The following is a 26498-nucleotide window of genomic DNA, read 5'->3' as shown; positions in this document are numbered from 1 at the left end:
GTTACGCTGCCCGTGTCGAAAGAATCCCTGACCGCCGGTTCCGCTCGGCGTCATTTCTTCGATACGGGGTGGCCGCCCCCCCGCGCCACGGGGCCGGGCCCCCCGTAGCGAGAATAAAATATTAGTTATATTATAAAAGGTCGCCCAAAAAACGGTAACCCAGCAACACTAAATACATGAACCTAACCGGGGCGCCGCCACCGTCCGCCGCGGCGCCGGCACCCCGTATCGAAGAAATGACGCCGAGCGGAACCGGCGGTCAGGGATTCTTTCGACACGGGCAGCGTAACCGAATGACGACCGCCCGGAACCCGTTTTCGAATTTCCCCGGATGGACAAGAATTCCCGAACGTCCATCGGAAAGGTTTCCGCCATGCGTTCCAGCAGAATCCGGCGTGCCACCACTCTTTTCGGTTTGGTGGCGCTGACCGCCACGGCCGTGATCGGTTGTGGCGATTCCGGAGATGACGCGGCCGCGTCCACCTCCACCCCGGCCGCCGCCACCAGCTCCGCCGCGCCCGCCGTGGCCGCCCCGGAGACCGAGAAAGCGGTCACCGACGCTTTCGTCACCTTCTTCGACGGTAAAGCCGCCCCCGCGACCCGGGCGGGGTTGGTCGAGAAGGGGGAAGAATTCAAGCCCTTCCTCGAAGGAATGGCCGCCGATCCACGCGCCCAGGGGACGAGCGTGACCGTATCGGCGGTGGAGGTTGTGGACGATAAGACCGCCGACGTGACCTACACCCTGCTGCTGGGCGGAAATCCGGTGCTGCCGGACCAGTCCGGGCAGGCGATCAAAGAGGGTGACACCTGGAAGGTGGCCGCGATGACGTTCTGTGCGCTGCTCGCGGTCCAGGGCACCGGGGAAGTGGTCCCCGCCTGCGGCTGATCTCCTTGTGCGGTCGCACTCTCACAGTGAACCGGAAGGTGAAGACGTCGTATCGGTTGCGCAGTATTGATACGACGTCCTCTCCGGTTGCTGCCGCCGCATGCGGCAACCCCGGATGCGCAATTGGTCCGTCCGGAACAGCCTGGCACGGACCGGGTTTCGGGATGTGGAACACCGCCGAAGTCGGCGTCACGATTTAGCCGGATAGATATCCGTCAAAATCGGTGAAACCGGTTCTGTCCAAGCTGGTGTCGGGCTACACTCCCCGCGGCGTCCGTAGAACGCGGTTTCCGCTGACGCCGATCATCACTCTTCAGAAAGACGAACCGATGTCACGAAGACACCGGGTAGCGCGAACTGCCGCCGCCTGTGGAATCGCACTCGCCCTGAGCGCGATCACGGGGTGCGGCAACTTCTTCGGGCCCGACAACTGCTATGTCCTACCCACGACGGAGGCGCCCGCCACCGAAGTCGCCGCAAACCCCGGGGCGGCGAACCCGCAGGCCGGCATTGCCACCTCGGATTCGCCGGCCGCCGCCGCAGCGGCGATAACCGGTGTCTACCACGCCTTCTTCGCGCCCGCGACCGCCACTGCGGATCGTATGGCGCTGGTGGAACGCGGGACCGATTTCGAGACCGAGATCGCCGGGATGGCGAACCATATCCGCACCGCGCTCACCACGGTGGAGATCGCCGATGTGGTGGTACTCGACCCGGCGCACGCCGAATTACGATTCACCTTGCACATTTCCGGTAACCCGGTGGTGAGCAACCAGATCGGTCACGCGGTGCGGGAGACGGACGGCTGGAAGATCTCCGCCACCACCATGTGCGGCCTGGTCGCGATTTCCGGGGGAATCTCCCAGGCCTGCGCGTGAGCGAAGCCGGTAAGGGTGCCACGGTGACCTTGTGCCCGGCCAGCGGTGAGGGGAAACGCCGGTTTCGGCGCCGGACAACCGGCCCCTCCTGGCCGTGGCCCTCCGAGCCGGCGGTCTTTACAGATGCGCCAGCCGCGGGGCGTACCCCAGCTCACGCAGTGTCGCGCCGGCCTCGCGGGTGAGGTCGCGTGAGCTACCGAGTAATCCGTCCAGCACGAGGATCCGCCGATAGTGGCGGTGGAATTCGTGCTCGGCCGTGAAACCTGTGCCGCCCAGCACCTGTTGGCAATGGCGTGCGGTCACGAGCGCCGCGCGGCCGGCGGCGGCCTTGGCGAGCGCGGCGGCGAGGGAATCGTAGTGCTGCGGTACAGCGCCCGCGGGGTGGGCCGGATGGTACGCATCGGTCGGTCCGACCGCGAGGGCGGCCTCGGCTCCCTCGATGGCGACCAGGGTTTCGGCCAGCCGGTGCCGGACCGCCTGGAAGCCCGCGACGGGTTTGCCGAACTGCACCCGGTCGAGCGCGTGGCGGCGCGCCGATGCGAGCATGGCCCGCGCGGAACCGGTCAGCCACCAGCTCAGGGCGCGGCGCGCCTGCGCGAGTGGAACGGCCTCGACGGCGGGCGATTCGGCGGTCCCGTCGAGGACCGACAGTGGTAGTTCGGGATCGAGGAGAACGATCGGTGCGGCGCGGTGCCGTGGCTCGGGCGTGACAGTGGTGGCCGAGCTCGAACCGCTCTCTTCCGTCCAGAGAACCCAGCGGCCACCGGTGAACGGCAGCGGTATCGGTGCGCCGAACGGGCGGCCGGCCGCATACGCCAGCACATCGTTGATCAACGGTGCGTGGGTCCCGGTCTCGCCGAGTAACCGGAAGACGAGGGGAACGGCGATATCGGCGCTGTCGGTGAGCAACTCGTACCAGCCGAGATCACCGAGCGCGGAATAGAGTTCGGCACCGGTGGCCGCGCCCATCGTCTTACGCAGCGTATCGGTGAGCAGGGTCTGTTCGGCAGCGTCCACCGCTCACTCCTTTCCCAGGTCGAGCAGGCGGCGGGCGATGATATTGCGCTGGATCTCGGCGGTGCCGCCGTAGATCGTCGCCGCGCGGGAATACAGGAACTCCGAGCGCCATTCGGAATCGGCCAGCTCGACCTCGCCCGGCAGCAGATCACGGGCTGTATCGAAAAGTTGCTGTTCGGCGGTGGCCAGCAGCACTTTGTCGATCGAGGTGTCCGGCCCCAGCGCGGCGCCGCCGGCCAGGCGCTGCTGGGTGACGCGCGACCGGCACCGCACGGTGTGCAACGCCAGGTAGGCGGCGCCGAGATCCGTGTCGTCGGCGTGCGCGGTCTGGTCGAGAAGGCGGTCGAGCCGGGTGAACAGATGCGCGATCCGATGCCAGAAGCAGGTGGACCGCTCGTAGGGCAGCAGATCCATCGCGACCCGCCAGCCGTCACCGGGCCGCCCGAGCATCCGAGCCTCGTCGACCACGACATCGTCGAAATAGACCTCGGCGAATTCGTCGACCCCGTGCATGGTGCGCAGCGGCCGGACAGTGATCCCCGGGGTATCCATATCGACGAAGAACGCGGTGATCCCGTCGTGCCCCGGGCCCGTGCGGGTCAGCAGGACACAGCGCGACGCGAACTGCGCGAGGCTGGTCCACACCTTCTGCCCGTTGATCACCCACCGATCGCCGCGTTGTTCCGCGCGGGTCCGCAACGAGGCCAGGTCCGAACCGGAACCCGGCTCGGAGAAACCCTGGCACCACTGTTCACTGCCGTCCAGCAGCCGCGGCACCATCTCGGCGGCCAACTCCGGGCGGGCATAGGAGATCATGGTGGGGGCCAGCACCTCCACCATGGAATAGATCCCCGGCTCGGCCAGGTCACGGCTCGCGACCTCTTCGCCGAGCACCGCCCGCAGCAGCGCCGGCCCACCGAGCCCGCCGACGGACTCCGGCCATCCGTAACGCATCCAACCGGCCTCGTACAACGCCCGCCGGACCCGGCCCAGCTGCGCGACCTGCGCGTCGAAACCGGGTTCGGGTCCGGGGGAGAGGTCGTTGTCGTCCAGCCAGGCCCGCACCCGCGACCGGAACTCCCCGACCTCGGCTACCTCCTCCGGCCAGGACTCGCTCATGCTGTGTCCATCGGGCATGAGCGAGGGCCCTGCGTGGTGACGCTTCGCTACCGCCTCCGGCCCTGACTCGCTCATGCCGTGTCTATCGGGCATGAGCGAGGGCCCTGCGTGGTGACGCTTCGCTACCGCCTCCGGCCCTGACTCGCTCATGCCGTGGGCCGCTCGAAGGCGTGCGGGATACCGGAATCGTGGATACCGCTGCGCCGGATGAAGGTCATCGCGCGGGTGGCCAGTCGCCAGCCCTTGCCGGTGCGCCGGTAGGTATCGGTGTAGTACCCGATCCGCATATCGTGGGTCGACTGCTCCACGAAACACAGCGGCTGCGTGCCGGTACCGGTATCGCCGTCCAGTTCGATCAGCGGTGTCCCGGTGAGGAACAGGCCTTTCGGCGCGGCGTCGACGAGTTCGGGGAACACGTCGAGGGTGTAGGTGTCGCCGAACGCGCTGTAACTGCCGTCGGGGGTGAAAACACCGATCAGGCCGTCGATATCGCCCTTGGTGATGGTGACCGCGTAGCGGGCGAGCAGCTGCTGGATTTCGATCAGGTCATCGTGTGCCGCCATAGACCTTCCCGCCTTTCATCACGAACTTCACCTGCTGGGTGACGGTGATATCGGCCAGCGGATCACCGGGTACCCCGATCACATCGGCGAGCAGCCCCTCGGCGAGCCGGCCGCGGTCGGTGACCTGGATGAGCTCGGCCGCGACGACCGTCGCCGCCCGCAACACCGACAGCGGATCGAGTCCCCGCTCGACCAGGGCCACCAGCTCGTCGGCGTTGCGGCCGTGCGGGATCGCCGGCGCGTCGGTGCCGACGGCGATCTTCACGCCCGCGTCGAAGGCGGCTTTCACCGAGGTGCGGGCGCGCGGGAACATCTCGGCCGCCTTGGCCTGCAGTTCCGGTGCCGCCTTGGAAACATCCATGGCGTCGGCCAGACGCGTGGTCGGCACCATATAGGTGCCCTCCCGGACCATGAGGTCGATGGCTTCGTCGTCGATCAGGAAACCGTGTTCGATACAGTCGATTCCGGCCCCGACGGCCTCCTTCACGGCTTCGGCCCCGTGGGTGTGCGCGGCCACCCGCAACCCCCGGCGGTGCGCCTCGTCGACGATCGCCCGCAGTTCCTCGGTCGAATAGTGCTGCGCGCCGGGCGCTCCCGTCAGCGACATGACACCACCGGATACGCAGACCTTGATCAGCTGGGCACCGTGTTTGATCTGGTACCGCACCGCTTTGCGGACCTCGTCGACACCGTTGGCGATGCCTTCTTCCAGGGTCAGTTTCAGCACATCGGGGGCGAAGGCCGAGAACATGGTGGGGTCGAGATGCCCGCCGGTGGGGGTGATGGCATGGCCGGCCGGCACGATCCGCGGACCGTCGATCCAGCCGGCGTCGATGGCTTTACCGAGCGCGACGTCCAGCAGGTAGCCGCCGGTCTTGACGAACAGGCCGAGGTTGCGCACGGTGGTGAAGCCGGCGCGCAGGGTGCGCCGCGCATTACCGACCGCGCGCAGCATCCGCAGCGGCGGGTCGTCCTGCACCGAGGAGCTCAGCCCGGTTTCGCCCCGGCCGCCCATCAGGAGGTTGACCTCCATATCCATCAACCCCGGCAGCAGGACGAGATCACCCAGGTCGATGACCTCCCCCTCCGGCTCGCCTCCGACACCGACGATCCGATCGCCCTCGACGCGCAGAATGCCGGGCCGCACGATTTCGCCGGAGTCCACATCGAGCAGCCCGGCAGCCCGCAGTGTCACCATGGCTACACCACCGGCTCGCGCACGATGTCCAGGTAGGCCGCGCCGCTGTCGGGTACCCGCGGCTGCTTCCAGACCTCCACCGGGAAGGACGCCATCACCAGCGACTGCATCAGATGGAACAGGTTGCGGGCCTCGTCGGGCAGATCGTCGAGGTCGAACCGGTCGCAGTAGGCGATGGCCTCCTCGAGCCGCGCCATCCCGGCGTCGTAGAAGTCCTGCATCTCCGGCATCGTGGAGGCCAGCCGTTTGGCGTACCGCTCGGGTTCGGTGGGCAGGATCCAGTCCGCGAACCGGGCCAGATCGGCGAATTCGGCGGGCAGCGCGTGTGTGTCCTCAGTTGCCATTGCGGTATTCCTCGACTTTCTTCTGCGCGGTCTTGTGCAGATGGCGGAGCAGGATCTCCTGATCGTTGAGCGGGAAATCGGTGACGGTGCGGGTCGCGATCATCGTCTGGGTCGCCTCGAGGGTGTTCGCGTCCTGCAGCGCGTATTCCTTGAAGGTGACGCCGGCCAGCTCCTGGGCCAGCCGCTCCCGAGCCGTTTTCGCGGGCACGAAGTACAGGTTGGCCTCGAAGATGTGCCGGTCCACCGCGGTCGGCCAATAGTGGTAGGTGAGATACCAGCCCGGCGCCCAGAACAGCAGCGAGAAGTTCGGCCAGATCTCGAATTCGTCCACACCCCAGGCCCGGTGGCCGGCGGGATTGATCCCCACGGGCAGCGGGTCCAGGCCCTCGATATCGGGACGGTCCCATGGGCCGAACAGTCCGCTGCGCAGGACGCGTTCGATCGGTTTGACCATGTTCAGGTCCTTGGGCGGGGCCATCCCGCCCCACGACGAGATCATCGAATGCGGCGGCTGCAGTTCGTAGTGCAGGGCCTCGTAGCCGTAACCGGCAAGTTTATCGGCCTCGTCCTTCACTGCCTGCTTCATATGCAGGATCGGCGCGTGATAGAACTCGGCGAACGCGTCGATGAACAGTTTCCAGTTGCTGCCGACCTCGGCCTTGTAACTGAACACCTCGGTCATCTCGTGGAACGGATAACCCTCCAGCCCCTTGATCATCGGACCGAGGAAGGTGGTCAGCGGTTCGGCGTCGTGGTCGAGGTTGATGAAGATGAACCCCTCCCACACCTCGCAGCGCACATCCTTGAGCCCGTAGTCGGCGCGGTCGAGGCCGAAGAATTCCTTCTCCTGCTGGACGAAGGTCAGTTCGCCCTCGAGGCTGTAACGCCAGGCGTGGTATTTGCAGGTGAACTGTTTGCAGAAGCCCGAGGTCTCCTCGTTGGGGTAATCGTCCCAGACGAGTTTGTTACCGCGGTGGCGGCAGACGTTGTGGTAGGCGTGGATCTCGTTGTCGTTACCGCGCACGATGATCAGCGAGGTGCCGGCGGCGGAGAGTTCCTTGGTGAAGTAACTACCCTTGCGTGGCAGCCGTTCCACGCGGCCGACATTGAGCCAGGTCTTCTTGAAGATCGCTTCGCGCTCGTCCTCGTAGAACTGCGGATCGATGGAATCGGAGTAGTCGACCGGCTCGGTGCCCAGATCCGGGTAGTGTTCGGTCCAGCTACCCGCCGCCGGTTTGTTGAAGTGTGCCAAGGGATTACCTCTCGTACTCGGATCGTATGCCGAAGGTGTTGAAGGCCGCGGCAAGCGTGTTGTAGGTGCCGATGGTGAAGATCAGATCCATCCGCTGGTGCTCGTCGAGATGCGCGCACAGTCCGTCCCAGGTGGCGTCGGACAGGTTCGATTTCTCGTCGAGTTCGTCGACGGTGCGCAGGATCAGCCGGTCGAGGGCGTCGGCGGCCTCGCCCCGGGCGACACCGGCGATCTCGTCGGCGGTGATTCCCTCCGCGAGCGCGGCTTCGCGGTGGTGGTTCCACTCGTAGACACAGTCCCGCAGGTGCGCCACGCGCAGGATGGCGATTTCGCGCAGCCGGGCCGGTAGCGGGGAACGGAACAGCAGGTGGACGTTCAGGGTGAGGAAGGCCTTGGTCAGCGCCGGATGCCGGACGAGTGTCGACAGGGCGTTGCTCGCCGACTCCGGGTTGCGCAACCTGCGCGGCAGCATCACGCGTAACGCGTCGTCGACGTCCTCGTCCCACCGGTCCGCGGGTAGCGGCGGTACTCGCATCGCGCCTCCTCTCGATGAGAATGATATTCTCGCTTTCGGATAACAGGTTTCCATGAGCCGCCCGGATAGTCAACGTGGGGGTGTATCGACAGGTGGTGAGCCTGCTGTCGCGACCTCCCCGGCCGGCCTTGTTGTGGACGACGTGGTTGCCCATGTCGATGTGTACCCGAAAAAGAGGATATTGATTCTCGATAAGTGAGAAGCTAGTTTTCAGTCACCGAGAGCTGGGTACGGCGGTCGATCGGCCAGGGTGTCCGACTCGGACTCGGTGTACGGGCGGGCCGCTCGCCCGATCACGATCGGCTGGCCGATGGGGGTCAGCTCAGAAAGGACCATCGTGAGACCGAAGAGAACAGCCGCCGTCCTGATAGCGGTGGCGTTACTCGCCACCGCCGGCTGCTCAGGACGTAGTGGTAGCGAAACCGGGAATTCCTCTTCCGGCGACAAGGTCGTCGCCGATTTCGGCGATCTGACCGGTGTCTGCGGCGACGGTGACGCCTCGGGATCGCCCACGCAGGGAGTCACCGACAGCGAGATCACCGCGGGTGTCTTCACCGATGTCGGTTACTCCAAGAACCCCGAATTCGTCGACGCCGCGAAGGTGTTCACCTCCTGGTGCAACGCGGCCGGCGGGATCAACGGCCGCACCCTCACCACCGAAATCCACGATTCGAAGGTGATGGCGGTCCGCCAGAAGATGGTGGAAGCCTGCCGCACCGATTTCGCGCTCGTCGGCGGTGGCGCCGGACTGGACGGGCTCGGGGTGAAGGAACGGCTGGAATGCACCCTGCCGGACTTCCCCGCGCAGATCTCCCAGCAGCCCAATCTCGGCACGGATCTGCAGGTGATCGCCTCACAGAGCACCTACGCCCACTACGACCCCTACAACGCCTCGCGCCAGTGGCTGACCAAAGAGGCCTATCCGGGATCCGACGGTGCGATCGGGATCATCAACGGCGATTCACCCGTCACCAAAGTGCTCGGCGACAAGGCCGTCGAATCGCTGAACGCGATGGGTGCCAAGGTGGTCTACAACCAGCTGTATCCGGTGGGCGGGGTGACCGACTGGACACCCTACGCACAGGCCATCAAGAACAGCGGGGTACGTGGCCTCATCTTCATCGGCGAGGACGGTCCGCTGGCCAAACTCGAGGAGAAACTGACCTCGATGGATTACAAGCTGGACTGGATCGACCCCACCAACAACGCTTTCCGGCCCGATTACATCGAACTGCTGGGCCGCTCGGCGAGCTTCCAGAACAATATCGTGGATCTCGGCGGCGTGGTCCCGCCGCAGCTGGCCGACGAATCGCCGGCCATGCAGCAACTGCAGAAGCTGTACGAGCAGTACGCACCGGACGCGGTGATCAGCCTGCCCGCGATTCGCGCGTTCTCGGCCTGGCTGCTGTTCGCGAAAGCCGCCAGTGCCTGCGGCTCCGAACTCACCCGCACCTGCGTGGTGGAAACGGCGAAGAAGGAGACCGAGTGGACCGGTGGCGGGCTGCACAGCCCGAACGATCTGTCCGCGAAGGATCCGGCGCCGAACTGTTTCAACGTCATGCAGGCCACACCGGAAGGCTGGAAAGCGCCCGAATTCGGTGCGAACGAGGGCCTGTTCCGCTGCGGTACCCCGCCCTACCGGTACACCGGTGACTACGGCGAGCCGATGACGCTCGCCGATGTGGGCAAGACCATGGCGGACGTCAAGTAACCGACCATGGATCAATTCCTCGCTTTCGGGATCGTCGGGCTGAGCACCGCGGCCGTCTACGCCGTGATCGGCAGCGGTCTGGTGCTCACCCATACGACCACCGGAATCTTCAATTTCGCGCACGGCGCGGCCGGGATGATGGCGGCATTCTCCTACTGGCAGCTCACCGCCGGCTGGGGTGTACCCGTACCGGTCGCGCTGGCGATCGTGCTGCTGGTGCTGGCGCCGCTGTCCGGGCTGCTCGTCGAACGGGCGCTGCGGGCCGTGCAGGGATTGGGTGACGCGGAAAAATTGGTGATGACGGTCGCGCTGCTCAGCGGCCTCATCGCCACCGCGCGCTGGATCTGGGATCCGATGCAGGCGCGTACGCTACCCACCTTCTTCGCCGGCGCCGAACCGATTCGGCTCGGCGCCGCCACCGTCACCTGGCATCAGGCCTTGACCATGCTGGTGGCGGTCGCGGTCGCGGTGGCGCTGCGGGTACTGCTGTTCAACACCCGGACGGGTGCGGAGATGCGGGCCACCGTCGACGACCGGGCTCTCGCCGGGCTCCCCGGCGCCGACCCGGTCCGCGCCAACCGGGTCGCCTGGATCCTGGGTATCGAATTGGCTGCGGTGGGCGGAATTCTCATCGCGCCCACAGTGGCTCTGGACGCGTCCACGCTGTCGCTGCTGATCGTCAGCGCCTACACCGCGGCCATCTTCGGGCGGTTGCGCAGCCTGCCCATGACCTTCCTCGGCGCGATCGTGGTGGGTTTGGTGGAGAGCTACCTGACCGGGTACCTGCCGCAGAACGAATACCTGCCCGGTCTGCGGCTCGCGGCGCCCGCGCTGCTGTTGTTCGCGGCGCTGCTGCTGTTCCCGCACGGCCGATTGCGCGGCCGCGACCGCAAACTCAGCCCGGTACCCACACCGTCGCGCAGCGGTGCGCTGTTCTTCGCGGCGGTGATCGTGATCCTCGGTCTGATCGTCGCCACCACGCTCGGGGAAAGTGATCTCATCGCCTACGGGCCGATGTTCGCCTTCGGTGTCATCGCCTTGTCGTTCGTACCGCTGTCCGGGTACGCCGGGCAGATCTCGTTGTGCCAGTTGAGCATGGCGGGTATCGGGGCGATCGCCTACGGGCAACTCGCCCCGGACGGTGAACTGTGGGGCCTGTTCGCGGCCGTGGCGATCGCGGCGCTGGCCGGTACGTTGATCGCGATTCCGGCGCTACGCCTTTCGGGCGTCTATCTGGCGCTGGGAACCGCCGCCTTCGCGGTGGTCCTCGATCGGTGGATCTTCACCCTGCCGTCCTTCGAGATCGCGGGCGTGGAGATCTCGTTCTTTGACCAGGGTTCGGTGGAGGTGTTCGGGCCGAACGTGTTCGGGCTGCGGCTCGATACCGCCGCGAGCATCACCGTTTTCGCGGCGGTCTGCCTGGCGGTGGCCACACTCGGTGTCGCCGCCCTGCGGCGCGGCCGGTTCGGCCGAAGGCTCATCGCATTGCGTGACAGCGAAGCCGCCTATGCCACCCTCGGTGGTAACCTGCTGCGCGCCAAGGTGGCGGTTTTCGCGCTGAGCGCCGGGCTGGCCGGGCTCGGTGGCGCGCTGTTCGGGATGCAGATGGGTTCGGTGACGCCCGAACAGTTCAATTTCGTGGCCGGTCTGCCGATCTTCCTGGTCGCGGTGTTCGCCGGGCTCGGGGCGCTGGGCAACGGCCTGTTCGTGGGTGTCGCGCTCTACGGTCCGATGCTCGCGATCCCGGTGCTGTTCCCCTCGACCGAGAACCTCATCCACGTCCTTCCGGCGCTGGCCGGTATCGCCTTCGGTGGCGGTGTGGTGAGCCACGGCGCGGTCGCCCGTATCCGGGAGGGATTCGAGGCGGCGATCCGCAACCGGATGACGCTGGTGCTGATGGTCGCCGTACCGGTGGCGCTGTGGCTGGTGCGGCTGGCCGGTGTGATCGACGGCTGGATGTTCTTCTGGGGCTCGTTCCTCGCGGTGTTCGCCATCCGCATCTGGGCGAACAACCGTGAACAGCGCGCCGCCGCCGGGGAGCCGGATGTGCCCGTCGAATGGTGGGGCGTGAAACGGCCGTGGCGGCCGGAGGACAAGGAGGTGCTCGATCATGCCATCACTGCTGGACGTTAGCGATATCACCGTCACCTTCGGCGGCCGGCGCGCCCTCGACGGCGCCGGATTACAGGCCGAAGCGGGCGAGGTCACCGGGTTGATCGGGCCGAACGGGGCCGGGAAGAGCACGCTGTTCGACGTGATCTGCGGATTGCGGCGGCCCGCGGGCGGACGGGTCCGGCTCGACGGCCGCGATATCACCCGGCTCGACCCGGCACGACGGGCCCGGCGGGGTATGGCGCGGACCTTCCAGCGGCTCGAACTCTTCGGCCGCCTCTCGGTCCGGGACAACCTGCTGGTCGCTGCGGAACTCGGTCCGCGGCGGCGCCACGCGGACAAGGTCGTCGACGAAATCATCGACCGGCTGGGGCTCGGCGAACGCGCCGGTGATCTGGCCGATGCACTGCCCACCGGGCTGGCCCGGCTGGTCGAAGTCGGCCGCGCACTCGCGGTGCGGCCCACACTGCTGCTGCTCGACGAACCCGCCGCCGGGCAGGACAGTGCGGAAACGGATCGCTTCGCCGGACTGCTGCGCTCAGTGGCCGCGGACGGTACCGCGGTGGTGCTGGTCGAGCACGATATGGGGCTGGTGATGAGCGTCTGCGACCAGGTCTACGTTCTCGACCTCGGCAGTGTGATCGCCAGTGGATCGCCCGAGGTGATCCGTCGCGACGAACAGGTCCTGGCGGCCTATCTGGGGGACTCGTGAGCGCACTGCTGGAATTGACCGGAATCCGCGCCGCCTACGACGCGATCACCGTCCTGCACGGTGTCGACCTGAGTGTGCGGGCCGGCGAAGTGGTCGCGCTGCTGGGACCCAACGGCGCCGGTAAGACCACCACCCTGAAGGTGGCGGCCGGAGTGCATCCCATTGCCGACGGCGAATTACGGCTCGGCGGGCGCACGGTCAACGGAGTCGATCCCCGCGACCTCGCCCGCGCCGGTGTCTGCCTGATCCCCGAGGGCCGCGGTATCTTCCCCAACCTCACCGTCCGCGACAACCTGCTGATGATGTCGTTCACCGGCCGCCCGGTCGCCGAAATCGAAGATATCGCGTTCGCGCGGTTCCCGATCCTGGCGCAGCGGGCCGGGCAGACCGCGGGCACGCTCTCCGGCGGCGAACAGCAGATGCTGGCACTGGCCCGCGGCCTGGCCACCGACCCGGCCGTACTGCTGCTCGACGAACTGTCCATGGGGCTCGCGCCACTGGTGGTGGAACGACTCTACGAACAGGTCGCCGAAATCGCCCGCCAGGGCGTAGCGGTACTCATCGTCGAACAGTTCGCCGCCGCGGTACTCGATATCGCCGATACCGCCGCGGTGCTGGTGCGCGGCCGCATCGAACATCAGGGCCCACCCGATCTCGGGCTCCGCAACCAATTGGCCACCCTCTATCTAGGAAGTCCCTCATGACCGAATCCACCCGCGCGGACCGTTTCGTCCAGGAGCTCGCGGAGCTGAAGATCCCCGACCCTGCCGCCGGCCGCGGTGGTCTGTGGCTGCGGGTCGGTGTCGCGCTGCTGATCCTCGGCCCGGTGGTGATCGTGCTGGGCTATCTGATGTCCAACAACACCTCCGACGCATTGGTGCAGCGCGACGCGATCATCATCGCGCTGGCCGGCATCGCGTTGAGCATCGTGGGTGCGGCGCTGTTCCTGCGGTATTCGCTGACCGGGGTGCTGCGGTACTGGATGGCGCGGCAGTCGTATGACCTGGCCCAGCTCGCGGGCCGGCTGCCCGGTGGGCCGGACCAGGAACTCGGGGAGGTCGCAGTGCCACAGCGGTGAACGCCGGCATGGGCCTGCCCCGGTCAGGCGACGACGAACCTTCGCCCAGGTGAGTCGATCTGAACGACGGCGGGGACCCGCTCGAATTCGAGCGGGTGCCCCCGGCCGCACGGCGGTGACGAGAGGAGTTGATGTGTCCGACGGTATGAGTTTCGAACTATCCGAGGATCAGCGGCTGATCCGGGATTCGGTGGCCGAGCTGGCCCGGAAATTCGACGATCAGTATTGGATGGAGAAGGATCGGGATCACCAGTTCCCCACCGAGTTCTATCGCGCCATCGCCGACGGCGGCTGGCTGGGTATCTGTATTCCCGAGGAGTACGGCGGGCACGGTCTCGGGATCACCGAGGCCTCGATCCTGGCCGAACAGGTCTCCCGATCCGGTGGCGGGATGAACGCCGCCACCGCGATCCACCTGTCGCTTTTCGGTATGCAGCCGGTGATCGTGCACGGGTCGGAAGAACTGAAACAGCGCACTCTGCCGCGGGTCGCACGCGGTGAGATGCATGTGTGTTTCGGTGTCACCGAACCGGGCGCCGGCCTGGATACCAGCCGGATCACCACCTTCGCCCGCCGCGACGGCGACCATTATGTGGTCAACGGCCGCAAGGTGTGGATCTCCAAAGCGCTGGAATCCGAGAAGATCCTGCTGCTCACCCGCACCCAGAAGTACGACGATGTCGAGAAGAAGACCGGCGGGATGACGTTGTTCCTCACCGATCTCGACCGCGACCACGTCGATATCCGGCCGATTCCGAAGATGGGCCGCAACGCGGTCTCGTCGAACGAACTGTTCATCGATGATCTGCGGATCCCGGTGGAGGACCGGGTCGGGGAGGAGGGCCGCGGATTCGAATATCTGCTCGACGGCCTGAATCCCGAGCGGATGCTGATCGCGGCCGAAGCGCTAGGGATCGGGCGGGTCGCATTGGATCGCGCGGTGCGCTACGCCAACGAACGCGAGGTTTTCGGGCGGCCCATCGGCAAGAATCAGGGAATCCAATTCCCGCTGGCCGATTCGCTGGCCCGGCTGGACGCGGCCGAACTGGTGCTGCGGAAAGCGACCTGGTTGTACGACCAGGGCAAACCCTGTGGCAGGGAAGCCAATACCGCCAAATATCTGTGCGCCGAAGCCGGTTTCGAAGCGGCCGACCGCGCCATGCAGACGCACGGCGGGATGGGGTATTCGGAGGAGTATCACATCTCCCGGTATTTCCGGGAGTCACGCGTGATGCGGATCGCGCCGATCAGTCAGGAAATGATCCTCAACTATCTGGGGTCGCACGTGTTGGGAATGCCGAGGAGTTACTGATGGCAGCGGAGAACGGACTATTCGATCTGACGGGCCGCGCGGCGCTGGTCACCGGCGCCGCCGGCGGTATCGGTTCGGCCGTGGCGCGGGCGCTGGCCGGCCACGGCGCGGCGGTGCTGGTCACCGATCTCGACGGTGCCGCGGCGGGGACGGTCGCGGAGAAGATCACCGCCGACGGCGGCACCGCGCGGGCCTGTGCGCTGAATGTCGCGGACCCGGAATCCGCGGTCGCGGCCGCCGAGCAGACCGCCGAACTGGGTGGCGGGAAAATACATATCGTGGTGAACAACGCCGGGATCACCGCGCCGGCAATGTTCCCGAAAACCACCCCGGAATCGATGCGCAAGATCTTCGATGTGCATGTGCTGGGCACCTTCAACTGCAGTCAGGCCGCGCTGCCGTATCTCGCCACGGACGGCACCGGGCGCATCATCAATGTCACCTCCTCGGCGGGGCTCACCGGGACATTGGGGCAGGTGAACTATTCCGCCGCCAAGGCCGGGATCATCGGGGTCACCAAATCGCTGGCCCGCGAACTCGCCCGCAAGAACATCCTGGTGAACGCGCTGGCCCCGCTGGCCGCCACGCCGATGACCGAAACCATCCGCACCGACGAGAAGTTCGCGGAGCAGATGATCAACCGGATCCCCCTGCGCAGGTGGGCCGAACCCGACGAAGTCGCCGGGGCTTTCGTATTCCTGGCCTCCGACGCGGCGTCCTTCGTCACCGGCCAGGTGCTGCCGGTCGACGGCGGCATGGTGATGTGATGGCGGCCGCCGGTCCGCTGGCCGGGGTACTGGTGGTCGCGCTGGAACAGGCCGTTTCGGCGCCCATGTGCACCCGTACCCTCGCCGATTTCGGGGCCCGGGTGATCAAGGTGGAGAACCCGGCAGGCGGGGATTTCGCCCGGCACTACGACGATGTGGTGGCCGGGCAGGCCGCGCATTTCGTCTGGGTGAACCGGGGCAAGGAATCGGTGACCCTGAACCTGAAATCCGGACGCGGCCTGCAGATCCTGCACGAACTGCTGGCACGCGCCGATGTACTGGTATCGAACCTCGCGCCCGGCGCCACCGCACGCCTCGGGTTGGCCCCGGCCACTCTCGCCGAACGGTATCCGCGGCTGATCGCCCTGGAGATCGACGGTTTCGGCACCGGGGGACCGCTGTCGCACAAACGCGCCTACGATCTGCTCGTCCAGGCCGAGTCGGGGGTATGCGCGGTGACCGGCCGGCCCGGTGAACCCGCCAAACCGGGTCCGCCGGTCGCCGATGTGACCACGGGCCTGTATGCGGCGCTGTCGATCCTGGCGACCCTGTGCGGGCGCTACCGGGATACCGGCCCGGCCGGCGGCGCCATCGGTCTCAGCCTGTTCGACACGATGGCGGAGATGATGGGCTACCACCTGAACTACACCCGGCATTCCGGGGTCGAACAGCAGCCACTCGGGATGAGCTCACCCGCGGTCGCCCCCTACGGTGCCTACGCCACCGGCGACGGGCAGACGGTCGTCCTCGGCACCACCAACGATCGAGAATGGCAACGGCTGGCACGCGATATCCTCGGCCGCGCCGATCTGGCCGAGGACCCCCGGTTCGGCACGAATTCCGACCGGGTTCGACATCGCGGCGACCTCGACGAAGCGATCGGCGCGTGGTGCGCCGGGCACACCCTTGCGGAGGTACAGAAAGCCGCCGACGACGCCGGAATCGGCAACTCCCGCTACAACACCACCACCGATATCCTCGACCATCCGCAGCTCTCCGCCCGCGATCGCTGGCGCGATATCGACAGCCCGGGTGGACCGATCCCGGCGCTGCTGCCACCGGCCGTCGTCGACGGTTTCGAACCGCCGATGGGGGCGGTACCCGGACTCGGCGAACACACGGACACGATCCTGCGGGAATTGGGCCGGACAGCGGTGGAAATCGCCGAACTGCGGGCGGCGCAGGTGATCGGCACCGAATACGGTGCCGTGGCGGCCGAACGGAATCAGTCATGAACGCCGTGAGCAACGGTACCGGTGAACTGCTCGTCGCCGATCACGACGGAATCCGCACAGTCACCCTCAACCGGCCACACCGCAAGAACGCGATGACCTGGGTCATGTGGCGTGAGCTGGCGGACGTCCTGCGCGATACCGGCATGGACCGGTCGGTACGTGCCCTGGTGCTCACCGGCGCCGGCGGTGCCTTCTGCTCCGGTGCCGATATCTCGGTACCCGATGCCCGGCACCCGATGGACAAGATGCGGATCTTCAGCGATCTGGCGCTGCAGCTGCACGAACTGCCGACTCCGACCGTCGCCAAGGTGACCGGGGTGGCGGTCGGTGCCGGCTGGAACCTGGCACTGGGCTGCGACCTCGTCGTGGCCACCCCGGACGCGACCTTCGCGCAGATCTTCGCCCGGCGCGGCCTCTCGCTGGACCTGGGCGGTTCCTGGCTGCTGCCGAAACTGGTCGGGTTACAGCAGGCGAAACGCCTCGCCCTGCTCGCCGAAACCATCGACGCCGCCCGCGCCGAAGCACTCGGACTGGTCACCTGGATCGTCCCCGCCGACGAGATCGACGGGTTCACCGTGGAGCTCGCCGCCCGGCTGGCGGCCGGACCGCCGGTCGCGCTCGCCCAGACCAAGGCACTGCTCAACGAAGGTGCCGACGCGACGCTCCGGGAGGCGCTCGCCGGCGAAGCCCGCGCTCAGGGCGTCAATTTCGCCACCGCCGACGCCCCCGAGGCCTACGCGGCCTTTGCCGAGAAACGCACACCCGGGTTCACCGGCACATGGGTCCTGCCGCCCGCAGGGAACAGCGGTCATGCGGAGGGAGCGAAGGCGGTGAGGGGCCGAGAGAATGAGTAGTAGCGCCGGGTACGACAGCAACGGCGGAGACGTCTCGGAACGGAGTGGGTAGATGCGCGAAGTAGTGATCGCCGGTGCGGTGCGTACACCGGTCGGCAAACGGAAGGGCGGGCTGTCCGCGATGCATGCCGCGGACCTGTCCGCGGTGGTGTTGCGGGAGCTGGTCGAGCGGACCGGGGTGAGCACGCAGCTCATCGACGATGTCGTGTGGGGTTGTGTGTCCCAGGTCGGCGATCAGTCGAGCAATATCGCCCGCTACGCCGTCCTCGCGGCGGGGTGGCCGGAATCCATCCCGGGGACGACGGTGAACCGGGCGTGCGGGTCGAGTCAGCAGGCGCTGGACTTCGCGGCGCAGGCGGTGATGTCGGGGCAGCAGGATGTGGTCGTGGCCGGGGGAGTCGAGGTGATGAGCCGGGTCCCGCTCGGCGCCGCGCGGGCCACCGGTCAGCCGTACGGCCCGGCCGTGCTGTCGCGGTACGACGATTTCTCCTTCAACCAGGGCATATCCGCCGAACTGATCTCCGCGAAATGGGGATTCGGCCGCCAGGCCCTCGACGAATATTCGGCGCGGTCACACGAACTGGCCGCCGCGGCTCAGGATCGTGGGGCGTTCGACGAGCAGATCGTCGAGGTCACCGCCCCGGCCGGCGAATTCACCGAGGGCGGTGTGGTCGGCGCCGACGAAGGGATCCGGCGCGGCACCAGCGCGGAGAAACTGGCGAACCTGAAACCGGCATTCCAGGACGACGGCGTCATCCACGCCGGTAACTCCTCGCAGATCTCCGACGGCGCCGCCGCCCTGCTGATCACCACGGCCGATCTGGCGACCCAGCTGAGTCTGCGACCGCTGGCTCGCTATCGCGCCGGCGCGGTGGCCGGTGCCGACCCGGTACTGATGCTCACCGGCCCGATTCCGGCCACCGAGAAGGTACTGCGCAAGGTCGGCCTATCGCTCGCCGATATCGGGACGTTCGAAGTGAACGAGGCCTTCGCCCCCGTTCCGCTGGCCTGGCTCGCCGAAACCGGTGCCGACCCGAACCTCGTCAATCCGCTCGGCGGCGCGATCGCACTCGGCCATCCGCTCGGTGCCTCCGGTGCCGTGCTGATGACCCGGATGCTGCACCACATGCGCGACAACGGAATTCGCTACGGACTGCAAACCATGTGTGAGGGCGGCGGTACGGCCAACGCCACCGTCGTGGAATTGATTACCTAGGAAGTAATATGCGTCGCGATCTGTTCAGCCCCGACCACGAGGCCTTCCGGGAACTCGCGCGGGAGCTCATCGAAAAGGAAGTCGTCCCGAATTATCCCGCATGGGAGAAGCAGGGGCAGATGCCGCGTGAGGTGTTCCGCCGGCTCGGCGAACTCGGATTGCTCGGCACCGCCCTCCCCGAGGAATACGGCGGTATGGGTACCCGCGACTACCGCTACAACGTGGTGTTGCAGGAGGAGGCGCAACGCGCGCTGGTCACCCTCGGCACGGTGCGCACCCAGCTGGATGTGATCCTGCCGTACTTCCTCGAATACGCCGATCGCGAGCAGCGGGCCCGCTGGTTCCCCGGCCTGGCCGACGGCAGCCTGCTCACCGCCATCGCCATGACCGAACCCGGCACCGGATCGGACCTGGCCGGTATCCGCACCACCGCCGTCCGCGACGGCGACCACTACATCCTCAACGGCGCGAAAACCTTCATCACCGGTGGACTGCTCGCCGATCTGGTGATCGTGGTGGCGCGGACCGCTACCGATCCCGACAACCGGCGCGCCGGGCTCACGCTGCTCGTCGTCGAGGACGGGATGCCCGGTTTCGTCCGTGGCCGGGTGCTGGACAAGATGGGCTGCAAGGTCCAGGACACGGTGGAGCTGTCGTTCACCGATGTCCGGGTACCGGTGGCCAACCGGCTGGGGGAAGAAGGCGTCGCCTTCGGCTATCTGGGCCACAATCTGCCACAGGAACGGATGACGGTGGCCGTGGGCTCGGTGGCGCAGGCCCGGGCCGCGGTAACCGCGACCATCGAATATGTGCGGGAACGCAAGGCTTTCGGGACACCTGTGGCGTCGTTCCAGAACACCAAATTCGAGCTCGCCGCCATGTCCGCGGAGGTCGAGGCCGCGCAGACCATGGTGGACCGGGCGGTGCTGGATCTGGTGGACCGGCAGCTCTCGGGCGCGGACGCCGCCCGCGTGAAACTGTTCGCCACCGAAACGCAGGCCCGTATCGTGGACCGCTGCCTGCAATTGTTCGGCGGTTACGGCTACATGATGGAGTATCCGATCGCCCGGCTCTACACCGATGCCCGGGTGGCCCGCATCTACGCGGGTACCAGCGAGGTCATGAAAGTTATCATTGCCAAAGACCTCGGTTTGTGATGTATAGCACAACGAGTATTTCGGTGAGATCCACATCACAAAGGGACGTTCGATCCTACTGTTTCAGCAGTTGGTTTATCGAACGGAGTACCCGGTGATCGGTCCACGGGATGAGCAGGTCGATTGCCTCGTCGACACCGAGTGCGGAGTCCGCGCGGGCTTCCATCCGGTCGATCTCGTCCGCGCGCACGCCCGCCGCCACCCCCTGCGGCACCGGCTCGCGATCGTCGCCCCGAATACCGTGGACGCGGTCCAGTACGCGGGCGGTTTCATCTTCGACCGGATGATGGGCGGCTGGGAAGTGGTCGCCGTCCTCACCGAACACGACGACGTTCGCCCCCTGGAAATCCTCGGCGCCACCGTCCTGGACCTGACCACCGCCCTCGCCTCCCCGGTACACGCCACCTGGCCGGAGAGCGTACTGCTGGCCCCGGATGTGTTCGTCACCAACGAATGGGTCCGCCGAGGAGCCATCGACTGCCTCGACAAGGGACTGTCCGAACTCGCGGTCTGGGGTGACGACCTGCCCGACGAACTCGCCTGCCGGGTTTCCTCGGCGCACCACCGGTTGAGCACCGCCGCCCGGGCGTTCAAACGCTGTGCGCTCGGCGCGGCAGGGATTCCGGAGCGCGCGGACGAAGATCTCGAAACCTTCCACAGCGGCGAGGTTCTGCTGGCGGACCTGCGGGGTTGCCAGGCGCTGGTCCGGGCGGTCTGACTCACGGGCCGCCCGGCCGGCTATCGCTGCGCTCGCGGGTCGCCTAGTCGAGGATGCGCCGGGCGACGTTGGTGGTGACCAGGTCGAGCAGTTCGTCGCCGCGCCCGGCGAGGATGGTGCGGATGGCGTAGAGGGTGAAGCCCTTGGCCTGCTCTGCCGAGACGGCCGGTGGGATCGTCAGTTCCTGCCGTGCCACGACGACATCGACGAGTGCGGGCCCGTCGTGGGCCAGTGCCTCCGCGATCGCGGGCTCCAGGTCGCCCGGTTGTTCGACCCGGCGGCCCCATATTCCCATCGCGCGGGCGACGGCGCCGAAGTCGGGATTGTCCAGGCCGGTACCGAAGTTCACCACCCCGGCCGCCTTCATCTCCAGCTCCACGAAGTTCAGTGACGAGTTGTTGAACACGATCACCTTGACCGGTAGGTCGTTCTGCACCAGCGTGAGCAGCTCGCCGAACAGCATCGTCAATCCGCCGTCCCCGGCGAGGGCGATCACCTGCCGCCCGGGGTAGGCGGTCTGCGCGCCGATCGCATGCGGCAGCGCGCAGGCCATTGTGCCGTGGGTGAACGAGCCGGTCAGCCGGCGCCGGCCGTTCATGGTCAGGTAGCGCGCCGCCCACGTCGTCGGGGACCCCACATCGAAGGTGAACACGGCGTCGTCGGTGGCCGACCGGTTCACCGCGCCGGCAACATATTCCGGCCGGATGGGGGTGCGGCCCCGATCGTCGACCGCGAGTTCGTCCAGCGATTTGCGGGTGCGCCGATAATGCCGCAGCGACCGGTCCAGGTGCGCCCGGTCGGTTTTCCGGGTGAGCAGCGGCAGCAGCGCCTCGGCGGTGTCCCGCACACTGCCCACCATGCCCACGTCGATCGGAGTGCGCCGGCCGAGGTGGCTGCCGCGGATATCGACCTGGATGACCGCGGCGTCTTCCGGATAGAACTGCGTATACGGGAAATCGGTACCCAGCATCAGCAGTACATCGGCTTCTTTGATCGCCTTGTATCCCGAGGCGTATCCGAGCAACCCGGTCATTCCCACGTCGTACGGGTTGTCGTACTCCAGGTATTCCTTACCGCGGAATGCGTGCACGACCGGGGATTGCAGCGCAGCGGCCAACTCCATGACCTCGTCGTGGGCGCCCGCGGTCCCGGCCCCGCCGAGGATCGTCACCCGCGACCCGGCATTCAAGATTTCGGCCGCCCGGCGCAGTGTGGCGTCGTCCGGCCGGTGCACCGACCGGGAGGGCAGCACCGGCCTGCTGCTCCATCGATCGTCGGACAGCCGGCTCTGGAATACCTCGCCGGGGATCACCACGACGGCGACGCCGCGTTGCTCCACGGCCGCCCGCATCGCCATCTCCACGATCCGTGGGGCCGATTGCGGGTTGCTCACGAGCTCGCAGTAGACGCTGCACTCGCGGAACAACTCTTCCGGGTGGGTTTCCTGGAAATAACCGGATCCGATCTCGGCGATCGGGATATGCGCGGCGACGGCCAGTACCGGAACCCTGGTGCGCTGTGCGTCGTAGAGCCCGTTGACGAGATGGAGATTGCCGGGCCCGCAACTCCCGGCACAGACGGCGAGCCGGCCCGTCAGCGCGGCATCCGCTGTCGCGGCGAACGCGGCGGCCTCCTCGTGCCGGACATGTTCCCAGGAGATGCCGTCCGACCGCCGTATCGCGTCGGTGAATCCGTTCAAGCTGTCACCGGGCAACCCGTACACGCGGCTGACTCCGCTGACCTGCAAGGCAGAGATCATGTGTTGAGCAACAGTCGCCATGGCGCGACCCTACGCGCGGCGGGCGCGATCGTCGGTGAGGTCGCACCGGCGTATCGGAAAACGGGCGGCAATCCTTGTTATCCTTACTAGGATTAATGTAATGTGGGTCACGCTGCGGGCCCGGCTGCTGAGGCCGGAAAGGCTTGGCAGCCAGGTGTTTTCCGCTGTCGTTCCCCGAGGGGATCGGTGTGTCCGTCGGTTCCTGATCCGGTCGGTCCGGCTGCGGCCGGTAGGCAGGTTCACGCCCTGGGCAACATCCGGGAATCGGAAACGCGGCGATGTCGACGATGGATGGCAGACGTGAAGAAGTTCTTTCCGATGGGCGCGCTGGGAATCGCCGCGGTCCTTGTTCTTTCGGCATGTGGTGGTTCCGGGGGCACCGGACTCAGTGGGACCGAAGCCACCGGTGACCCGATCGTCGTCGGCGCGCAGGCACCCCTGAAAGGTGCCACCGCGTATCCGCAGACCGGGTTCGGGATCGAGGCGGCCGAGTACTACATCAACGAGGTCCTCGGTGGTGTGCACGGCCGGCCCATCGAGGTGGATGTGTGCAGCGGCGACGGCAGCCCGGAGACATCGATCAACTGCGCGAACGGGTTCGTCTCGAAACAGGTTCCGCTGGTCATCGACGCGGTGGACCAGAGTATGGGCGCGGCGGTCCCGATCCTGGGGTCGGCGGATATCCCGATCATCGGCACCCTCGCCGGGTCCTTCCTGGCCGACCAGGCCGGCTACGGCAAAGCCTTCTATTTCACCGGCCCGGTATCGTTCGCCTCGCTGAGCAGTATGACGCTGTTCGATTCGAAGGGTAAGAAATCGGCGTCGCTGGCGGTCAACGAATCACCGACCAGTCATGCCTATGTGGACGATCTGATCAGGCCTATCGCCGGCAACCTGGGTATCGACGTCAAGGTGCAGTATCCGCCCGCCGCGGGCGCGAACCTCAATGTCATCGCGGCCACCCAGATCTCGGACGAACCGGACGTCGCCGGTGTGATCGCGCTGCCCGAAGACGCCTGCACGGATCTCTTCACGGCGCTGCGGCGGCAGGGTTTCGAGGGCATGATCCTGGCGGGGTCGTGCTCCCAGTTCATCGAGCAGATGGGGGCGCAGGGCGCGGGTATCGTGACCCAGCCGCGGCTGTGGGTACCGCTCGCGAAGGATTCGGCGCCGCCGAAGGTACAGGAAGAGCTCGACGTCTTCGAAAAATCCATGCGGGCGGTCGGGCACGATGAGGAACTGTCGTCACGCTCGCTGTACACCTTCGCCGCGCTGGTGAATATCGCGAACATCCTCAATGCGGCACCGGCCGGTGAGATCACGAAAGAGTCGGTGACCGCCGCATTCGAGAAGGTCACCGATTTCGAATCGTTCGCGGGCCCGACCGTGACCTGCGACGGCAAACAATGGCCCGGTATCGCGACCACCTGCAACGCCCAGGCGATCTTCTTCGAGGTCCAGGACGACGGCACCCTCGCCCCGGTGGACGAGGCCGGTTACGTCGACCTGGATCTGGCCGCACTACCGCAACCCTGATCGCGGGTGTAACGGAGCATTCCGATGGATACGTATTTGCAGTTCATCGTGCTCGGTCTCGGTCTCGGCGCCGTCTACATCGGGCTGGCGAACGGCCTGCTGCTGGTCTACCGGGCGACCGGCATCATCAACTTCGCGCAGGGCGCCACCGCGATGTGGGGTGCCTATGTTTTCGCCCAGCTCTGCCGGGACGGCACGCTGATTCTGCCGATCGGCAGTGTGCGGTTTTCGGAACCGCCGCCGATATGGGTGGCCGTGTCCCTCGGACTGCTCTCGGCGGTCGTGGTCGGATTGATCACGCACTATCTGGTCTTCCGGCCGGTGCGTCACGCTCCGGCACTGGCGCAGGTGGTGGTCTCCGTCGCGTTGATGCTCACCCTGCAGGCGCTGGTGGTGATCCGGTTCGGGCCGAACAATATTCCCGTCGACGAACTGATCCCGCCGGGCTCGGTGCAGCTGTTCGGGACCCGGCTCTCCTCCGCCGAGCTGATCATGGCGGCGGTCATGGTGGCCACCTCGGTGCTGATCTGGGCCTATTTCCGGTTCACCCGGCCGGGTGCGGCGACACGTGCGGCGGCGGCGAACGAGCGCGGCGCCACCTTACTCGGCTTCGCACCGGACCGGCTGGCGGCGATTGCCACGGTCGGGGCCGCGGTGGTCGGCACGCTCGGGGTGATGCTCGGCTCGAGCCTGACCGGGCTCAATCCGCTGAACTACACCCTCCTCGTCGTGCCGGCGCTGGCGGTACTGCTGGTCGCCCGGCTGGAATCGGTCGGGGTGATCGCGGTCGCCGCCTTGGTTCTCGGCGCCTTCCAGTCGCTGGTGAACCTGTTCACCGGCAAGGAGTGGTGGCCGGTGTGGGCGGCATCGGGTTTGGATCAGGTGGTGCCGTTCGTGGTGGTCATCGTGATCCTGCTCGTATTCGGCCGCCGGCTGCCGTCCCGCGGTGCACTGCAGACGCTCGAGTTGCCGGATGTGCGGATTCCGGTGTTCCGCCCGGTGCCTGCGGTCGCCCTGGTCGTGGTGATGGGGGTGCTGCTGGCGGTGGCCTCGAGCACCTACCGTTTCGGCCTCACCTATTCGGTGATCCTGATGCTGCTCGCGCTGTCGTACGTGGTGATCACGGGGTATCTCGGGCAGATCTCGCTGGCGCAGACCGCGTTCGCCGGCGCGGCCGGATTCACCCTGTCGAAGCTCACCACGGACTGGAATATGCCGATGGTGCTCGCGGTCCTGCTCAGTGCCCTGGTCGCGGCGTTCCTCGGGATGCTGGTCGCGCTACCGGCATTCCGGATCCGTGGGGCGCAACTCGCCATCGTCACCATCGCGGCCGCGCTGGCCATCGAGCGATTCGTGTTCAACAACTACAGTTTGACGCCGGCGTCGGGGAATCCGATCGCGAACCCGACCCTGTTCGGGCTGAATGTCGGCGTCCGCGAGGGCAGTGAGATCGCCCGGCTGCCGTTCTCGCTGCTGGTGCTCGCGGTGGCGGCGCTCGTCGTCTGGGCGTTCCTGCGGATCGCTTCGGGCGATACCGGCCGCACATTTCTCGCGGTGCGGGCGAACGAACGCGCCGCTGCCTCCGTAGGTATCGATGTGCGGCGCACGAAGCTCCTCGGGTTCGGTCTCTCGGCATTCATCGCCGGGCTGGCCGGTTGCCTGATCGGCTACAGCGCCGGCCAATTGTCGGCAGAATCGTTCACGGTATTCGTGGGCCTGCAAGTGCTCGCGGTCGCGTACCTCGGAGGAATCACCTCCTTCAGCGGAGCGGCGATCGCCGGGATTCTCGGACCACTCGGAATTCTCTACGTGCTCGTGCACGAGGTGCTCGAGCTGGGCGACTACTACGCGCTCATTTCCGGTATCGCGCTGATCCTCACCGCCGTCCTCAACCCGGTCGGTATGGCGGGCGAGGCCGGGCGGGTCGCCGATCGGCTGCGGGCACGGCAGCGAAAGCGGACGGCCGGGCCGGAGACAGCGGATCACTCCGGAGAGGCGGTGGCACACCTATGACCGATTGGATCGGAGCGGGACTGTCGACCGAGAACTTGACCGTTCGGTACGGGGGAGTGGTGGCGAACCATAACGTCTCGCTCTCGGTGCAACCACAGGAGATCGTGGGACTCATCGGGCCCAACGGGGCCGGCAAAACCTCGTTCGTCGACGCGATCACCGGATTCACCGCCTCCGCCGGCGCCGTAACTCTCGACGGCGTCGATATCACCCACCTCGCCCCGCACCGGAGACGCCGCGCGGGGCTGGCCCGGACCTGGCAATCGGGTGAGCTGTTCGGCAACCTCAGCGTTGTCGAAAACGTCACGGCCGCACTGCGACCCGGCGGCTTCTCGACAGTGCTGACCGATCTGTTCCGGCGGCGCCGCAACCGGGTTGACCCCGCCGTCACCGAGGCGCTACGCGCGGTCGGACTGGAGGATGTGGGCGCCACCCCGGCCGGGGATCTGTCGCTGGGCCGGCAGAAACTGGCCGGTGTCGCGCGGGCCCTCGTCGGCAACTGCCG

25 protein-coding genes are annotated in these 26498 nt (G+C 66.8%); 17 read left to right on the top strand and 8 right to left on the bottom strand.

Annotation, left to right across the window (positions count from 1 at the left end; all coding sequences use genetic code 11):
• The first annotated feature begins 373 nt into the window (after positions 1 to 373).
• Both QH196_RS17960 and QH196_RS17955 read left to right on the top strand, forming a co-directional pair.
• Positions 374 to 886 carry a hypothetical protein gene (locus QH196_RS17960; RefSeq protein WP_280416956.1) on the top strand — a complete coding sequence of 171 codons (513 nt, stop codon included), beginning with the start codon at positions 374 to 376 and terminating at the stop codon, positions 884 to 886.
• Between the two features lie 329 nt (positions 887 to 1215).
• Entirely contained in the window at positions 1216 to 1764 is a 549-nt protein-coding gene (locus QH196_RS17955; RefSeq protein WP_280416955.1) for a hypothetical protein, read from the top strand.
• Positions 1765 to 1881: 117 nt separating this feature from the next.
• On the opposite strand, the gene QH196_RS17950 is transcribed toward QH196_RS17955, so the two are convergent.
• From QH196_RS17950 to QH196_RS17920, 7 genes are all read right to left on the bottom strand, one after another.
• Positions 1882 to 2781, bottom strand: coding sequence for an acyl-CoA dehydrogenase family protein (locus QH196_RS17950; RefSeq protein ID WP_432279506.1), 900 nt, complete (start codon positions 2779 to 2781; stop codon positions 1882 to 1884).
• Positions 2782 to 2784: 3 nt separating this feature from the next.
• The gene (locus QH196_RS17945) at positions 2785 to 3900 is read right to left on the bottom strand and encodes an acyl-CoA dehydrogenase family protein (protein WP_280416954.1); all 1116 of its coding nucleotides are present in this window, start codon (positions 3898 to 3900) and stop codon (positions 2785 to 2787) included.
• A 146-nt stretch (positions 3901 to 4046) separates the two neighbouring features.
• Positions 4047 to 4463, bottom strand: a complete 417-nt coding sequence (locus tag QH196_RS17940) for a nuclear transport factor 2 family protein (RefSeq protein ID WP_280416953.1) — start codon at positions 4461 to 4463, stop codon at positions 4047 to 4049.
• The gene (locus tag QH196_RS17935) at positions 4447 to 5661 is read right to left on the bottom strand and encodes a metal-dependent hydrolase family protein (RefSeq protein ID WP_280416952.1); all 1215 of its coding nucleotides are present in this window, start codon (positions 5659 to 5661) and stop codon (positions 4447 to 4449) included. The genes QH196_RS17940 and QH196_RS17935 overlap by 17 nt, the downstream gene beginning before the upstream one ends.
• 2 nt (positions 5662 to 5663) lie before the next feature.
• Positions 5664 to 6005, bottom strand: a complete 342-nt coding sequence (locus QH196_RS17930) for a hypothetical protein (protein ID WP_280416951.1) — start codon at positions 6003 to 6005, stop codon at positions 5664 to 5666.
• Positions 5995 to 7257: an aromatic ring-hydroxylating oxygenase subunit alpha gene (locus tag QH196_RS17925; RefSeq protein ID WP_280416950.1), complete on the bottom strand. Its 1263-nt coding sequence runs from the start codon at positions 7255 to 7257 to the stop codon at positions 5995 to 5997. The genes QH196_RS17930 and QH196_RS17925 overlap by 11 nt, the downstream gene beginning before the upstream one ends.
• 4 nt (positions 7258 to 7261) lie before the next feature.
• Entirely contained in the window at positions 7262 to 7792 is a 531-nt protein-coding gene (locus tag QH196_RS17920) for a carboxymuconolactone decarboxylase family protein (protein ID WP_280416949.1), read from the bottom strand.
• A 337-nt stretch (positions 7793 to 8129) separates the two neighbouring features.
• Between QH196_RS17920 and QH196_RS17915 the strand changes: the two genes are divergently transcribed.
• The 12 genes from QH196_RS17915 to QH196_RS17860 all read left to right on the top strand — a co-directional run bounded on the left by QH196_RS17915 (position 8130) and on the right by QH196_RS17860 (position 20664).
• Positions 8130 to 9503: an ABC transporter substrate-binding protein gene (locus tag QH196_RS17915; protein ID WP_280416948.1), complete on the top strand. Its 1374-nt coding sequence runs from the start codon at positions 8130 to 8132 to the stop codon at positions 9501 to 9503.
• Positions 9504 to 9509: 6 nt separating this feature from the next.
• Complete coding sequence (locus QH196_RS17910; RefSeq protein ID WP_280416947.1) at positions 9510 to 11636, top strand: ABC transporter permease; 2127 nt, start codon at positions 9510 to 9512, stop codon at positions 11634 to 11636.
• Positions 11614 to 12327 (top strand): ABC transporter ATP-binding protein, encoded by a 714-nt coding sequence (locus QH196_RS17905; protein ID WP_280416946.1) that lies wholly within the window; start codon positions 11614 to 11616, stop codon positions 12325 to 12327. The genes QH196_RS17910 and QH196_RS17905 overlap by 23 nt, the downstream gene beginning before the upstream one ends.
• Positions 12324 to 13031: an ABC transporter ATP-binding protein gene (locus tag QH196_RS17900; protein WP_280416945.1), complete on the top strand. Its 708-nt coding sequence runs from the start codon at positions 12324 to 12326 to the stop codon at positions 13029 to 13031. The genes QH196_RS17905 and QH196_RS17900 overlap by 4 nt, the downstream gene beginning before the upstream one ends.
• Positions 13028 to 13405 (top strand): hypothetical protein, encoded by a 378-nt coding sequence (locus tag QH196_RS17895; protein ID WP_280416944.1) that lies wholly within the window; start codon positions 13028 to 13030, stop codon positions 13403 to 13405. The genes QH196_RS17900 and QH196_RS17895 overlap by 4 nt, the downstream gene beginning before the upstream one ends.
• A 145-nt stretch (positions 13406 to 13550) precedes the next feature.
• Entirely contained in the window at positions 13551 to 14717 is a 1167-nt protein-coding gene (locus QH196_RS17890) for an acyl-CoA dehydrogenase family protein (protein WP_280416957.1), read from the top strand.
• Positions 14717 to 15484, top strand: coding sequence for an SDR family NAD(P)-dependent oxidoreductase (locus QH196_RS17885; protein ID WP_280416943.1), 768 nt, complete (start codon positions 14717 to 14719; stop codon positions 15482 to 15484). Before QH196_RS17890 ends, QH196_RS17885 begins: the two co-directional genes overlap by 1 nt.
• Positions 15484 to 16719 carry a CaiB/BaiF CoA transferase family protein gene (locus QH196_RS17880; protein ID WP_280416942.1) on the top strand — a complete coding sequence of 412 codons (1236 nt, stop codon included), beginning with the start codon at positions 15484 to 15486 and terminating at the stop codon, positions 16717 to 16719. The genes QH196_RS17885 and QH196_RS17880 overlap by 1 nt, the downstream gene beginning before the upstream one ends.
• Positions 16716 to 17573 carry an enoyl-CoA hydratase/isomerase family protein gene (locus QH196_RS17875; protein WP_280416941.1) on the top strand — a complete coding sequence of 286 codons (858 nt, stop codon included), beginning with the start codon at positions 16716 to 16718 and terminating at the stop codon, positions 17571 to 17573. Before QH196_RS17880 ends, QH196_RS17875 begins: the two co-directional genes overlap by 4 nt.
• Positions 17574 to 17625: 52 nt before the next feature.
• On the top strand, positions 17626 to 18789 hold the full coding sequence (locus QH196_RS17870) for a thiolase family protein (RefSeq protein ID WP_280416940.1): 1164 nt from the start codon (positions 17626 to 17628) through the stop codon (positions 18787 to 18789).
• Positions 18790 to 18797: 8 nt separating this feature from the next.
• Positions 18798 to 19946 carry an acyl-CoA dehydrogenase family protein gene (locus QH196_RS17865; protein WP_280416939.1) on the top strand — a complete coding sequence of 383 codons (1149 nt, stop codon included), beginning with the start codon at positions 18798 to 18800 and terminating at the stop codon, positions 19944 to 19946.
• A gap of 94 nt (positions 19947 to 20040) precedes the next feature.
• Positions 20041 to 20664, top strand: a complete 624-nt coding sequence (locus QH196_RS17860; protein ID WP_280416938.1) for a hypothetical protein — start codon at positions 20041 to 20043, stop codon at positions 20662 to 20664.
• Positions 20665 to 20707: 43 nt separating this feature from the next.
• On the opposite strand, the gene poxB is transcribed toward QH196_RS17860, so the two are convergent.
• Positions 20708 to 22444 carry a ubiquinone-dependent pyruvate dehydrogenase gene (gene poxB / locus QH196_RS17855; protein ID WP_280416937.1) on the bottom strand — a complete coding sequence of 579 codons (1737 nt, stop codon included), beginning with the start codon at positions 22442 to 22444 and terminating at the stop codon, positions 20708 to 20710.
• A 291-nt stretch (positions 22445 to 22735) separates the two neighbouring features.
• Between poxB and QH196_RS17850 the strand changes: the two genes are divergently transcribed.
• The 3 genes from QH196_RS17850 to QH196_RS17840 form a co-directional block, all read left to right on the top strand.
• Positions 22736 to 23980, top strand: coding sequence for an ABC transporter substrate-binding protein (locus QH196_RS17850; protein ID WP_280416936.1), 1245 nt, complete (start codon positions 22736 to 22738; stop codon positions 23978 to 23980).
• Between the two features lie 24 nt (positions 23981 to 24004).
• On the top strand, positions 24005 to 25993 hold the full coding sequence (locus tag QH196_RS17845) for an ABC transporter permease (protein ID WP_280416935.1): 1989 nt from the start codon (positions 24005 to 24007) through the stop codon (positions 25991 to 25993).
• Positions 25990 to 26498: ATP-binding cassette domain-containing protein (locus QH196_RS17840; RefSeq protein ID WP_280416934.1), on the top strand; the 509-nt coding region annotated here is incomplete at its 3' end. The genes QH196_RS17845 and QH196_RS17840, both read left to right, overlap by 4 nt.

The sequence above is a fragment of the Nocardia carnea genome (assembly GCF_029868325.1).
GTDB lineage: Bacteria > Actinomycetota > Actinomycetes > Mycobacteriales > Mycobacteriaceae > Nocardia > Nocardia carnea_C.
This window is presented reverse-complemented; position numbering and strand designations above follow the sequence as displayed.